This is a genomic window from Methylobacterium mesophilicum (assembly GCF_036441335.1).
GTDB classification, from domain to species: Bacteria; Pseudomonadota; Alphaproteobacteria; order Rhizobiales; family Beijerinckiaceae; genus Methylobacterium; species Methylobacterium mesophilicum_B.
On the sequence record NZ_MLBW01000004.1, the window covers coordinates 29,074 to 41,659 of the forward strand.

The following is a 12,586-nucleotide window of genomic DNA, read 5'->3' on the forward strand; positions in this document are numbered from 1 at the left end:
GTCCTGAAAAAGATCCGGCGCCGCGCCCCGCACGGGCGCTGCTCACCGTCGTCGAACCCTGGAAGGCCCCTCCCCTTCCCGCTCGACCGTGGCGGCGGCACGCCGCCGCCACGGGAGGTTTTCTTCCGGCTTACTCGGCCGCGTCGGCCGGCGGCTCGAGCTGGTCGTTGGCGGCCTTCTTGGAGGACGTCAGCTCGACGTTGAGGCCGAGCGAGCGCATCTCCTTGACGAGCACGTTGAACGACTCGGGGATGCCGGCCTCGAACGTGTCGTCGCCGCGGACGATCGCCTCGTAGACCTTGGTGCGGCCGGCCACGTCGTCCGACTTCACCGTGAGCATCTCCTGCAGCGTGTAGGCCGCGCCGTAGGCCTCCAGCGCCCAGACCTCCATCTCGCCGAAGCGCTGACCGCCGAACTGCGCCTTGCCGCCCAGCGGCTGCTGGGTGACGAGCGAGTACGGGCCGATCGACCGGGCGTGGATCTTGTCGTCCACGAGGTGGTGCAGCTTCAGCATGTAGATGTAGCCCATCGTCACCTTGCGGTCGAAGGGCTCGCCGGTACGCCCGTCATAGAGCGTCGACTGCGCCGAGCGGTCGAGACCGGCCATCTCCAGCATCTGCTCGATGTCGGCCTCCTTGGCGCCGTTGAACACCGGGGTGGCCATCGGCACGCCGCGGCGGACGTTGTTGCCGGCCTCGGCCAGCTCCTCGTCCGTCAGGCCGTCGAGCTCGCCCGGGGAGTAGATCGCCTTCATCTCCTCCCGCAGCGGCGCGATATCCTGCGTCTTCAGATAGGCATCCACCGCCTTCGACACCTTGCGACCCAGGCCCGCAGCCGCCCAGCCCAGGTGCGTCTCCAGGATCTGGCCGACATTCATGCGCGAGGGCACGCCCAGCGGGTTGAGCACGATGTCGGCATGCGTCCCGTCCTCCAGGAACGGCATGTCCTCGATCGGCACGATCCGCGACACGACACCCTTGTTGCCGTGACGGCCGGCCATCTTGTCGCCCGGCTGGATCTTGCGCTTCACCGCCACGAAGACCTTGACCATCTTCATGACGCCCGGAGGCAGTTCGTCGCCGCGCTGCAGCTTCTCGACCTTGTCGAGGAAGCGCTGCTCCAGGCGCTTCTTCGACTCGTCGTACTGCTTCTGCATCGCCTCCATCTCGGTCATGAGACGGTCGTCGATGACGGCGAACTGCCACCACTGCGAGCGCGGGTAGTCGTTGATCAACTCGCGGGTGAGCGGGGTGTCCTTCTTGAAGCCCTTCGGGCCGGCCACCGGCGCCTGGCCGATCAGCACGTCCGCGAGGCGGGCGTAGGTGTTGCGGTCGAGGATCGCCTGCTCGTCGTCGCGGTCCTTGGCGAGCCGCTCGATCTCCTCGCGCTCGATCGCCTGGGCGCGCTCGTCCTTGTCGACGCCGTGGCGGTTGAACACCCGGACCTCGACGATCGTGCCGGTGACGCCCGGCGGCACCCGCAGCGAGGTGTCGCGGACGTCCGAGGCCTTCTCGCCGAAGATGGCGCGGAGCAGCTTCTCCTCCGGCGTCATCGGGCTCTCGCCCTTCGGGGTGATCTTGCCGACGAGGATGTCGCCCGCGTTCACCTCGGCGCCGATATAGACGATGCCGGCCTCGTCGAGGTTCTTGAGCGCCTCTTCCGACACGTTCGGGATGTCGCGGGTGATCTCCTCCGGCCCGAGCTTGGTGTCGCGGGCCATCACCTCGAACTCCTCGATGTGGATCGAGGTGAACACGTCATCCTTCACGATCCGCTCGGAGAGCAGGATCGAGTCCTCGAAGTTGTAGCCGTTCCACGGCATGAACGCGACGAGCACGTTCCGGCCGAGCGCCAGCTCGCCGAACTCGGTCGAGGGACCGTCGGCGATGATCTCGCCCTTCTTCACGAACTCGCCGACGCGGACCAGCGGCTTCTGCGTGATGCAGGTCGACTGGTTGGAGCGCTGGAACTTCTGCAACCGGTAGATGTCGACGCCCGGCTTGTTGGCGTCGGCCTCTTCCGTGGCGCGGATGACGATGCGGGTGGCGTCCACCTGATCGATGATGCCGGCCCGGCGGGCCGCGATGGCGGCGCCGGAATCGCGGGCGACCACCGCCTCCATGCCGGTGCCCACGAACGGGGCGTCGGCGCGGACGAGCGGCACCGCCTGGCGCTGCATGTTCGAGCCCATGAGCGCGCGGTTGGCGTCGTCGTTCTCGAGGAACGGGATCAGCGCCGCGGCGACCGAGACGAGCTGCTTCGGCGACACGTCCATGAGGTCGACGCGCTCGGGCCCCACGACGATCACCTCGCCGGCCCGGCGGCAGACCACGAGGTCCTCCGTGAGCTTGCGGTTCTCGTCCATCTGGGCGTTCGCCTGGGCGACGTAGTACTTCGCCTCCTCCATGGCCGAGAGGTAGGCGACCTCGTCGGTGACCACGCCGTCGCGCACGCGCCGGAACGGGGTCTCGATGAAGCCGTACTTGTTCACCCGCGCGAAGGTGGCGAGCGAGTTGATCAGGCCGATGTTCGGGCCTTCCGGCGTCTCGATCGGGCAGATGCGGCCGTAATGGGTCGGGTGCACGTCGCGCACCTCGAAGCCGGCGCGCTCGCGGGTCAGACCGCCCGGGCCGAGGGCCGAGAGGCGGCGCTTGTGCGTCACCTCGGACAGCGGGTTGGTCTGGTCCATGAACTGCGACAGCTGCGACGAGCCGAAGAACTCGCGCACGGCCGCGGCCGCGGGCTTCGCGTTGATCAGGTCCTGCGGCATGACCGTGTCGATGTCGACCTGGCTCATGCGCTCGCGGATGGCGCGCTCCATGCGCAGGAGGCCCAGGCGGTACTGGTTCTCCATGAGCTCGCCCACCGAGCGGACGCGGCGGTTGCCGAGGTGGTCGATGTCGTCGACCTCGCCCTTGCCGTCGCGCAGCTCGACCAGCGCCTTGACGACCGCCAGCATGTCCTCCTTGCGGAGGGTGCGGACCGTGTCGGCGGCGTCGAGGTCGAGGCGCATGTTCATCTTCACGCGGCCGACCGCCGAGAGGTCGTAGCGCTCGGAATCGAAGAACAGCGAGTGGAACATCGCCTCGGCGGTCTCGAGGGTCGGCGGCTCGCCCGGGCGCATGACCCGGTAGATGTCGAACAGCGCGCCCTCGCGGCTGGAATTCTTGTCCACCGCCAGCGTGTTGCGGATGTAGGGCCCGATGTTGACGTGGTCGATGTCGAGCACCGGCAGCTCGGTGATCCCGACATCCTCCAGGCTCTTCAGGAGCTTGTCGGTGATCTCCTCGCCGGCCTCGGCCCAGATCTCACCGGTCTGCGCGTTGACCAGATCCTCGGCGACGTACTGGCCGACGAGATCCTCGTCGGTCGCCTTGAGGAACTTGGTACCCTTCTCGGTGATCTGGCGGGCGTTGCGGGCGTTGAGCTTCTTGCCGGCCTCGAGCACGACCTCGCCGGAATCGGCGTCGATCAGGTCGACCGTGGCCTTCAGGCCCTTCATGCGCTCGGCGTCGAACGGCACGCGCCAGTCGGCGCCGTCCCGGTCGTAGACGACCTTGTTGTAGAAGGTCGACAGGATCTCCTCGCCGTCGAGGCCGAGCGCGTAGAGCAGCGACGTCGCCGGCAGCTTGCGCTTCCGGTCGATGCGGACGTGCACGATGTCCTTGGCGTCGAACTCGACGTCGAGCCAGGAGCCCCGGTACGGGATGATGCGGGCGGCGAACAGGAGCTTGCCCGAGGAGTGGGTCTTGCCCTTGTCGTGGTCGAAGAACACGCCCGGCGAGCGGTGCATCTGCGAGACGATGACGCGCTCGGTGCCGTTGACGATGAAGGTGCCGTTCTCCGTCATCAGGGGCATGTCGCCCATGTAGACGTCCTGCTCCTTGATGTCCTTGACCGACTTGGCCTGGGTGTCGGGATCGACATCGAACACGATGAGGCGCAGCGTGACCTTCAGCGGCGCCGCGAAGGTGATGCCGCGCTGGCGGCACTCGTCCACGTCGTATTTCGGGGCCTCGAAGGTGTAGCGCACGAACTCGAGCAGCGCCGTCGAGGCGAAGTCGGAGATCGGGAACACCGACTTGAACACGCTCTGCAGCCCCTCGTCGGCGCGCCCGCCCTCGGGCTCGTCGACCATCAGGAACTGGTCGTAGGACGCCTTCTGAACCTCGATGAGGTTCGGCATCTCGGCAACTTCCTTGATCTTGCCGAAGAACTTCCGAATGCGCTTGCGACCGACCAGCGTGTTGGCCATGTGACCTCGCTCCTACCCGCGTGCCTCGCGCCCGGGGAAGCGTTCCCGAAAGGGACCTCCCGCGCCGGGCCGTGACGCGCGCCCCGCCGAGCCGCGCCACCGAACCGAATCTCTCGCCGGCCCCTTCCGGGACCATCCGCCGAAGCGGCCTAAAGCCCGCGGGCGCTGACCCGCGGGCTCCGGTCACGACAGGCCCGAAACGGACCTCCGTGGGGTGATGGGCCGGGACCGGCCCATCGTCGACTTACTTGAGCTCGATCTTGGCGCCGGCCTTCTCGAGCTGGGCCTTGAGCTTCTCGGCCTCGTCCTTGGCGACGCCTTCCTTGACCGGCTTCGGCGCGCCCTCGACCAGGTCCTTGGCCTCCTTGAGGCCGAGGCCGGTGATCGCGCGGACCTCCTTGATGACCTCGATCTTCTTGTCGCCGGCGGAGGCGAGGACGACCGTGAACTCGGTCTGCTCCTCGACGGCGGCGGCGGCGCCACCGGCGGCCGGGCCGGCGGCGACGGCGACGGCAGCGGCGGCCGAGACGCYCCACTTCTCCTCGAGCATCTTGGCCAGGTCAGCGGCCTCGAGCACGGTCAGCGAGGACAGGTCGTCGACGAGCTTGGCGAGATCAGCCATTTTGAATTCCTCTCAGATATCGGTTTGAACGGATGGATTTTGAAGGGCCTCAGGCGGCCTCGTCCTTCTTGGCATAGGCCCCGAACACGCGGGCGAGCTTGGAAGCCGGCGCGTTGACGACCTGAGCGATCTTGGTCGCGGGCGCCTGCACGAGGCCCACGATCTTGGCGCGCAGTTCGTCGAGGGACGGGAGCGAGGCGAGCGCCTTCACGCCGTCCGGGTTCAGGGCGGTCTTCCCCATCGCGCCGCCGAGGATCACGAGCTTGTCGTTGGCCTTGGCGAAATCGACCGCGACCTTCGCGGCAGCGACCGGATCGCCGGAATAGGCGAGCAGGGTCGGGCCCTTCAGGAGCGGCTTGATGGAGGCGACGTCCGTGCCATCGAGTGCGATGCCGGCGAGGCTGTTCTTGGCGACCTTCACGGTGGCGCCGGCCTGCTTCATCTGCGCGCGCAGCTTCTGCATGTCGGCGACCGTGAGGCCCTTGTAGTGGGCCACGACGACGACGGCGCTCTGATTGAACACGCCGTTGAGCGTCGAGACGAGATCAGCTTTAGCTGTCCGGTCCACTGGGCTCTCTCCGGTTGGCGGAACCCGGTCTCGGGTCCGCCGGTTGCACATGCCGCCCGGACGTGGTCTCGGCCTTCAGAAGACCGGGAACGTCCGAACGACGCTTCGCGGCCCTGTCCCCGCGCGTGCCCCTTCGGGCCGCCTCGGGCGAGTTGGTTCAAACCGACACCCCTCCGCGGCGCGAACCGCGGCGAGGCGTTTTGAATTCGGTCTTCCCCGTCTGTGCAGGCTGGCGGATTAAGCCGGCGAACCGGCACCTGCAGTCTCGGACAGGACATGGCCGGGCAAGGCTCCGCGGGGCTCGTCGCCCCTGGGATCCTTCCGGCCAGTGCCACCCGGTTGCCCGGGCGACATTTCGAGCGGAAACCGGCCGATCGGCCGTTCTCCTTCCGTGAGGATGAAATGCGTGAGGCGCGGTGTATAGAGCCTAGCAAGCCGCCTGCCAAGGGCCGGAACGCGACTTTTCCGCCGCAGGCAAGGGGCTGTGCGGAAGATCGGCTTGGGACGCATGTCTCACTTCAGCTCTGACCGAGCCCGGCGGCCGTGTCGCGTTCTGCAAGCCAGGAGGCCGCTATAGGGACGCTTCATGTGGCTGGAGGATGTTGACGACCGTCGTCAGGCCGTTGGCGTCCATTGCAATGAGAAGGTCGGAGGCTGTCATCGTCGGCCTGTTCAAACGCTGACGCATTGTGCGGATCGCCGCCACGGCCTTACCAAGATCCAGAGCGATGGTGTCGGCGATGAACGTGTCCGCAGACCGGGCCTCCAGACCGAGCGGCTCAAGCAGGGCTGGCTGAAAATGCTTCAGGTTGTCGGTCACGATGACTTGGGCCTGCGTCTTCAGGGCCGCAGCGATGACATGGGCATCATCGGGATCAGCACCTTGGCAGATCGGCAGGTAGACGGCGTAATCAGACACCATCGCGTCTTCAAACGCTTGCTCCATCGCTAGGCGCGCGCGTGATGCCTTCTCGACCGCTTGCAGATCACCCTTCCTGGCGAACATGCTCGCGATTGCGCGCTCCGTTTCGCCGAGGATCTGATCCGACCATCGCAGGCGGAAGAACTCCCACTGCGCCAGCGTCAGGATCAGATTCCGCCTGAGCACGCCCGCGAGAACGCAGGCGTCGATCATCGCGGTGAATCGATTCGCGAACACGGGCTACAGCAACTCTCCATCCAATGCGGCCAGTGCCGACAATGCTTCGTTGCGATGCCTGTCTCTGGCCGCCTTGTAGGCGTATAGATCCTCGGCCCTGATGCGCCGGTGGCGCCCGACTGACTCGAAGGGAATCTCTCCCTTCTGCAGAAGCGAGATGAGGAACGGCCGCGAGACGTTCAGAATGTCGGCGGCCTGCTGGGTGGTCAGCATCTGCGACACGGGCACGAGCGTTACCGCGTCGCCGCGACCGATGGGATGAAGAACCTCCATCAGCAGCTTCGAGATCGCTGGTGTCAGGGTTATGTCGGTAATCTTTCCGCCATCATCGGACAGGCGCAGGTTCGCCTCGCCGGAGGCCTGAAGCGCCAGCAGGCGTCGCAGCTGATTGGCCGTTTCACGCTCCAATTCGGAGGGCAAACGCCCCCCGAGCCCCTTGGCGGAAGCGGGCATCGTCATGTCGGCTCCTCCTTGCTCAGCGAACGATGCGTATAATCGCAATAAACGAAACTGACGCAACAGGCGTAACCGCACACCGCGTCGTTCGTTCTCGCAACCGTGTGGATCAATCGATAAGGCAGTCGCGATCCGGGCTCGGATCGAGGTCGGACGAGACCGATGCGAGACCTTCGGGGGGCCTTGTTTTCGGCTACGCCGCCTCGCGCTCCGGCACCAGCTTGCGCCGCGCCGCCTCCCACCAGCTCCGGTCGCGGGCCTCCTTCGCCTCCGCGGCCTTGGCGGCGTAGAACGAGGCGTTGTGCTCGCCGCGCAGGGCCTCGCGGGTGAAGCGGATCAGATGGTGGGCGACGAAGCCCATGTTGAACACCGCCTCGATCTGCCCGCGCTTCAGCGCGTAGCCGGCCGCGCTCCAGAACGGCTTGCGGTAGTCGGAGAAGATCCCGACCCGGGTGATGATGTTGAAGCCGAGGATCAGGCCGCGGCGCAGGTTGGTGAAGGTGAGCTTGCCGGCCGTCGGCGTGGTGATGCGGTTCGGGTAGGTCACCGCGCACTGGTGCTTGAACCGCTCGAAGATCTTCTCGGGCTCGTAGGCGTGCGCGATCGCCCGGCGCCAGCTGCTGACCACCGAATCGTGCGGCCGCTTGAACAGGACGTTCGATTCGAGGCTGGCGTCGTGCAGGAGCCGGCCCTCGCGCTCCAGCCGGTCCCAGAGCGGGGTTTTGGGCAGCGCCTGGAGCAGGTTGATGGTCAGCACGGGAATCGCCGAGCGGTCGATGAAGTCGATCAGGTTCTGCTCGGACTTGTCGGTGTCGGAGTCGAGACCCAGGATGATGCCCGAGGTCACCTCGAGCCCGTAGGAATTCAGCGTCTCGATCGCCTCGTACATCGGCACGGCGGCGTTGTGGGTCTTGTCGATGCCCTTGAGCGCCTCCGCCTCCGGCGTCTCGATGCCGACGAACACCGTCATGAAATTGGCCTGCCGCATCAGCTCGAGGATCTCGGGCTGCTTGGCCATGTTGAGCGTCGCCTCGCAGGCGAACTGGAGCGGGTAGTTGTTCTTCTTCTGCCATTCCACGAGGTGCGGCAGCATCTCGCGGGTCGCCTTGCGGTTGCCGATGAAGTTGTCGTCGACGAAGTAGACCACCGCCGGGTGGCCCGGCTGGCTGACGATGGCGTCGAGCTCGGCGCACATCTGCTCGGGGCTCTTCAGGCGCGGCTGGCGGCCGTAGAGCTGCGGGATGTCGCAGAACTCGCAGCGGTAGGGGCAGCCCGAGGAGAATTGCAGGGAGCCGATCAGGTAGCGCTTGAGCGGCGCGCGCTCGTAGGCTGGGGCCGGGAAGTCGGCGAGCGCGAGGCGGTCCTTCGTCTCCAGCACCACCTGGGCGGGCGGCGGCGTCAGGTCGGCGTCGAGGCGCGCGACGAGGTCGTCGGTGGCGTCGCCGATCTCGCCGATGTGGAGGTAGTCGAAATCGCCGTACTTCTCCGGGGCGCCCGAGACCGAGGGGCCGCCCAGCACCGTGACCTTGCCGGCCGCGCGGGCGCGGTCGCGGATGTCGTGGATCTGCGGCTCCTGGATGTGCATCCCGGAGACGAAGACCGCGTCGGCCCAGGCGAAGTCGGCCGGGCCCGCGCGGCGGATATTCTCATCGATGAACCGGCATTCCCACGCCTCCGGCATGTAGGCCGCGATCAGCAGTAGTCCCTGCGGCGGCATGAACGCCTTCACCCCGCCCATCAGCGGGTAGGCGTGGGAGAATGTCCCGAAGGACGGCGTGTAGGCGGGAAAGACGCACAGGATGCGTCGCTTGGAGGTGACCGTCAGGGTGCATCGCATGGCGGCCTATCTAGCACAGCCGCGGCCTTTGGCGCCCCCCCTCCGTGGTTGAGAATGGCGTGAGGAGCGCGGGTTCGGGGTCGCCGCCGCGGCTTGTCTTCCTGTCGCATCCCGGACCGCGTCCCGCCGGTGCCGCGCGACCCGCGACGGCGACGCCCCCGCGCGGCGCTGCGCCGCCCGGAAAGCGGCGGCGCGCGGCGAGACCGGCTCGGGGATGGGGCATCGGCCATCCCACAACGCAGAGCGCCCGGCCGTTCCCGGCCGGGCGCTCCGCAGCGTGAACGATTCGTCCCGCCTCAGGCGGTCAGGACCGTGTTCGGCTCGACCTTCACGCCCGGGCCCATCGTCGAGGTGACGGCGATGCGCTGGACGTAGGTGCCCTTGGCACCCGCGGGCTTCGCCTTGGCGACGGCGTCCGCGAAGGCCTTGATGTTCTCGACGAGCTTGTCGGCGTCGAACGAGACCTTGCCGACGCCGGCGTGGACGATGCCGGCCTTCTCGACGCGGAACTCCACCGAGCCGCCCTTGGCGCCGGCGACGGCGCCCTTCACGTCCATGGTGACGGTGCCGACCTTCGGGTTCGGCATCAGGCCGCGCGGGCCCAGCACCTTACCGAGACGGCCGACCAGCGGCATCATGTCCGGCGTGGCGATGCAGCGATCGAACTCGATCTTGCCGCTCTGCACGATCTCGAGGAGGTCCTCGGCGCCGACGATGTCGGCACCCGCGGCCTTGGCGTCGTCCGCCTTGGCGCCGCGGGCGAAGACCGCCACGCGCACCGTCCGGCCGGAGCCGTTCGGCAGGTTGCAGACGCCGCGGACCATCTGGTCGGCGTGGCGGGGATCGACGCCGAGGTTCATGGAGACCTCGACGGTCTCGTCGAACTTCGCGGTCGCCCGCTCCTTGACCAGCTTGATCGCCTCGTCGAGCGCGTAGAGCTTGGTCGCCTCGATGCCCTCGCGGGCGGCACGGATGCGCTTGCCTTCCTTAGCCATGCTGCCCTCCCTTACGCGACGACTTCGAGGCCCATGGCCCGCGCGGAGCCACGGATCATCGCGACGGCCGACTCGACCGTGTCGCAGTTGAGGTCGGGCATCTTCTTCTCGGCGATCTCGCGGAGCTGCGCCTCGGTGATCTTGCCGACGGTCGGGCCCTTGCCCGGGGTCTTGGAGCCGGAGGCCGGCTTCTTGCCGAGCTTCAGGCCGACGGCCTTCTTCAGGAAGAAGGTGACCGGGGGCTGCTTCATCTCGAAGGTGAAGGAGCGGTCCTGATACGCGGTGATGATCACCGGGATCGGGGTGCCCTTCTCCATCTGCGCGGTCTTCGCGTTGAAGGCCTTGCAGAATTCCATGATGTTGAGGCCGCGCTGACCGAGCGCGGGGCCGATCGGCGGCGACGGGTTGGCGGCGCCGGCCGGGACCTGAAGCTTCACGTAGCCCGTGATCTTCTTCGCCATGGGACTGCTCCCAATGAAAATCCGCCCCCACGCGGCCTGAAGCGCGGCGGGTCGGACGGTTGCAGGTCGCGGTGCGAGCCGTGGATCCCGGAGGCGAAGCCGGGCGGTTCTCCCGCGGATGGTGCCGCGCCCTCGGCGGAACGCGGCGGCTTCGCGATCCCCGCACCCGGTGGGGATGCGTCGACCGGAAAGGACGGGCGGCCGGAGGGCCGCCGCGATCGGGGGCTCAGGCCTTCTCGACCTGGGCGTATTCGAGCTCGACCGGCGTGGCGCGGCCGAAGATCGACACCGCCACCTTGAGGCGGGAGCGGGCGTCGTCGATCTCCTCGACGGTCCCGTTGAAGCTGGCGAACGGCCCGTCGGCGACCCGGACGGTCTCGCCGATCTCGAAGGAGATCGAGGGCTTCGGCCGGTCGACGCCCTCGGCGACCTGGCCCTTGATCCGCTCGGCCTCGGCGTCCGGGATCGGGACCGGCTTCGACTTGTCGGCGCCCAGGAAGCCCGTGACCTTCGGGGTGTTCTTGATCAGGTGGTAGACCTCGTCGGTGAGGTCGCACTTCACCAGCACGTAGCCGGGGAAGAACTTGCGCTCGGCATCGACCTTCCGGCCGCGGCGGACCTCCACGACCTTCTCGGTCGGGACCATCACCTCGTCGAACAGCTCGGTCAGCCCGCGCTGGGCCGCCTGGTCCTTGATGGACTGGGCGACCTTGTTCTCGAAGTTCGAGTAGGCGTGGACGATGTACCAGCGCTTCGACACGGTTCCGTTCAACTCCGACAAGTCCCCGGGGTCACCCCCGATCGGCGGCGAGCCGCCCTCAGACGCCCAGGATCCCTCAGACGCCCAGGATCAGGCCGACCACGAAGCGCAGGGCCTGGTCCACGACCGTGAAGAAGACGCTCGCGGCCACGACCATCACGAACACCATGATCGTCGTGATCGTGGTCTCCCGGCGGGTCGGCCACGTGACCTTGCGGGCCTCGTCGCGCACCTGGGCGAAGAACTCGCCCGGCGTCGCGCGCTTCTGCGGCGCGCGGACGGGAGTCGCGGGACGGGCGGGCGGCGGATTCGCGGGACCGCGGGCCGCGCCGCGCACCAGGTCCACCTTCTTGGTCGCTTCGTTCGATGCCATGGCGCCAGTGTCTGTGCGTGTTCGGCCCCGAGGCAGAGACCGCATCCGGGAATGCGAATGTCGGCGCCGAGGACCCGGATGGGCCCGCACCGACGGTCGCTTCAGATCTCGGATTGCGCCCGCTCTAGCGCAACTCCCCCGGCTTGTCGACCGGGCCGCCGCGCGGGATCGGGCTGAATGTCTGGCAGGAGTGGAGGGACTCGAACCCGCAACCTCCGGTTTTGGAGACCGGCGCTCTGACCAGTTGAGCTACACTCCTAGCGCACCGCCCAATGCCCCATCGCGGCGCGGCTTGCAAGGGGTCGCGTGCGGGAAGCGCCCGGGTAGAGGCCGCTCAGAGGCCGGGCACAGGCCGGGCACAGGCTCGGCGCAGCCCCGCTGCCCGCCCGGAACGACGACGCCGGCCCCCGTCGGGACGGGGGCCGGCGCCGGAGAGGCGGAGCGGCGCGCGGCGCCGCTCCGGATCGGGTGTCAGTCGTTGATGGCGGCGACGACGCCGGCGCCGACGGTGCGGCCGCCCTCGCGGATGGCGAAGCGCAGCTTCTCCTCCATGGCCACCGGCACGATCAGCGCCACGTCCATGGTCACGTTGTCGCCCGGCATCACCATCTCGGTGCCCTCGGGCAGCGTGCAGATGCCGGTCACGTCCGTGGTCCGGAAGTAGAACTGCGGCCGGTAGTTGGTGAAGAACGGCGTGTGGCGGCCGCCCTCCTCCTTGGTCAGGATGTACGCCTCGGCCTTGAACTTCGAGTGCGGCTTCACCGAACCCGGCTTGCACACGACCTGGCCGCGCTCCACGTCCATCTGCGCCGCGCCCGTGATCATGTTCTTCACGTAGTCGGCGTGACCGGGGCAGTCCACGTGCGCGTAGTGACGGTTCTGCGTCTCGTACTCCACGTGCGCCGTCGAGATCGTGATCCCGCGCGCCTTCTCCTCAGGAGCCTTGTCGATCTGGTCGTAGGCCGTGAACGTCGCCCCGCCCGTCTCGGCCAGAACCTTCGTGATCGCCGCCGTCAGAGACGTCTTGCCGTGGTCAACGTGGCCGATCGTGCCAATGTTGCAGTGCGGCTTGGTGCGGGAGAACTTTTCCTTGCCCATGA

The 12,586-nt window shown here is 67.7% G+C and carries 11 protein-coding genes and 1 tRNA gene; all 12 read right to left on the reverse strand.

Annotated elements, in window-relative coordinates; genetic code table 11:
* Window positions 1-130: 130 nt before the first annotated feature.
* Window positions 131-4,255 (reverse strand): DNA-directed RNA polymerase subunit beta, encoded by a 4,125-nt coding sequence (gene rpoB / locus MMR14E_RS02410; protein ID WP_331312652.1) that lies wholly within the window; start codon window positions 4,253-4,255, stop codon window positions 131-133.
* A 244-nt stretch (window positions 4,256-4,499) separates the two neighbouring features.
* Complete coding sequence (rplL, locus tag MMR14E_RS02415; protein ID WP_331312653.1) at window positions 4,500-4,877, reverse strand: 50S ribosomal protein L7/L12; 378 nt, start codon at window positions 4,875-4,877, stop codon at window positions 4,500-4,502.
* A 49-nt stretch (window positions 4,878-4,926) separates the two neighbouring features.
* Window positions 4,927-5,445, reverse strand: coding sequence for a 50S ribosomal protein L10 (gene rplJ, locus MMR14E_RS02420; RefSeq protein ID WP_331294684.1), 519 nt, complete (start codon window positions 5,443-5,445; stop codon window positions 4,927-4,929).
* A 571-nt stretch (window positions 5,446-6,016) separates the two neighbouring features.
* Window positions 6,017-6,580, reverse strand: coding sequence for a PIN domain-containing protein (locus MMR14E_RS02425; RefSeq protein WP_331312654.1), 564 nt, complete (start codon window positions 6,578-6,580; stop codon window positions 6,017-6,019).
* A 27-nt stretch (window positions 6,581-6,607) separates the two neighbouring features.
* Entirely contained in the window at window positions 6,608-7,063 is a 456-nt protein-coding gene (locus MMR14E_RS02430) for a helix-turn-helix domain-containing protein (RefSeq protein ID WP_331312655.1), read from the reverse strand.
* A 190-nt stretch (window positions 7,064-7,253) separates the two neighbouring features.
* On the reverse strand, window positions 7,254-8,897 hold the full coding sequence (locus tag MMR14E_RS02435) for a B12-binding domain-containing radical SAM protein (protein WP_331312656.1): 1,644 nt from the start codon (window positions 8,895-8,897) through the stop codon (window positions 7,254-7,256).
* Between the two features lie 296 nt (window positions 8,898-9,193).
* The gene (gene rplA / locus MMR14E_RS02440) at window positions 9,194-9,892 is read right to left on the reverse strand and encodes a 50S ribosomal protein L1 (RefSeq protein WP_020096224.1); all 699 of its coding nucleotides are present in this window, start codon (window positions 9,890-9,892) and stop codon (window positions 9,194-9,196) included.
* An 11-nt stretch (window positions 9,893-9,903) separates the two neighbouring features.
* Complete coding sequence (rplK, locus tag MMR14E_RS02445; protein ID WP_010686899.1) at window positions 9,904-10,353, reverse strand: 50S ribosomal protein L11; 450 nt, start codon at window positions 10,351-10,353, stop codon at window positions 9,904-9,906.
* Between the two features lie 226 nt (window positions 10,354-10,579).
* Window positions 10,580-11,113 (reverse strand): transcription termination/antitermination protein NusG, encoded by a 534-nt coding sequence (gene nusG, locus MMR14E_RS02450; RefSeq protein ID WP_012320778.1) that lies wholly within the window; start codon window positions 11,111-11,113, stop codon window positions 10,580-10,582.
* A 76-nt stretch (window positions 11,114-11,189) separates the two neighbouring features.
* Window positions 11,190-11,486 carry a preprotein translocase subunit SecE gene (gene secE, locus MMR14E_RS02455; protein ID WP_331312657.1) on the reverse strand — a complete coding sequence of 99 codons (297 nt, stop codon included), beginning with the start codon at window positions 11,484-11,486 and terminating at the stop codon, window positions 11,190-11,192.
* A 182-nt stretch (window positions 11,487-11,668) separates the two neighbouring features.
* Window positions 11,669-11,745 (reverse strand) — tRNA-Trp (locus tag MMR14E_RS02460).
* A gap of 212 nt (window positions 11,746-11,957) precedes the next feature.
* On the reverse strand, window positions 11,958-12,584 hold the full coding sequence (locus tag MMR14E_RS02465) for a GTP-binding protein (protein ID WP_331312658.1): 627 nt from the start codon (window positions 12,582-12,584) through the stop codon (window positions 11,958-11,960).
* Window positions 12,585-12,586 lie beyond the last annotated feature (2 nt).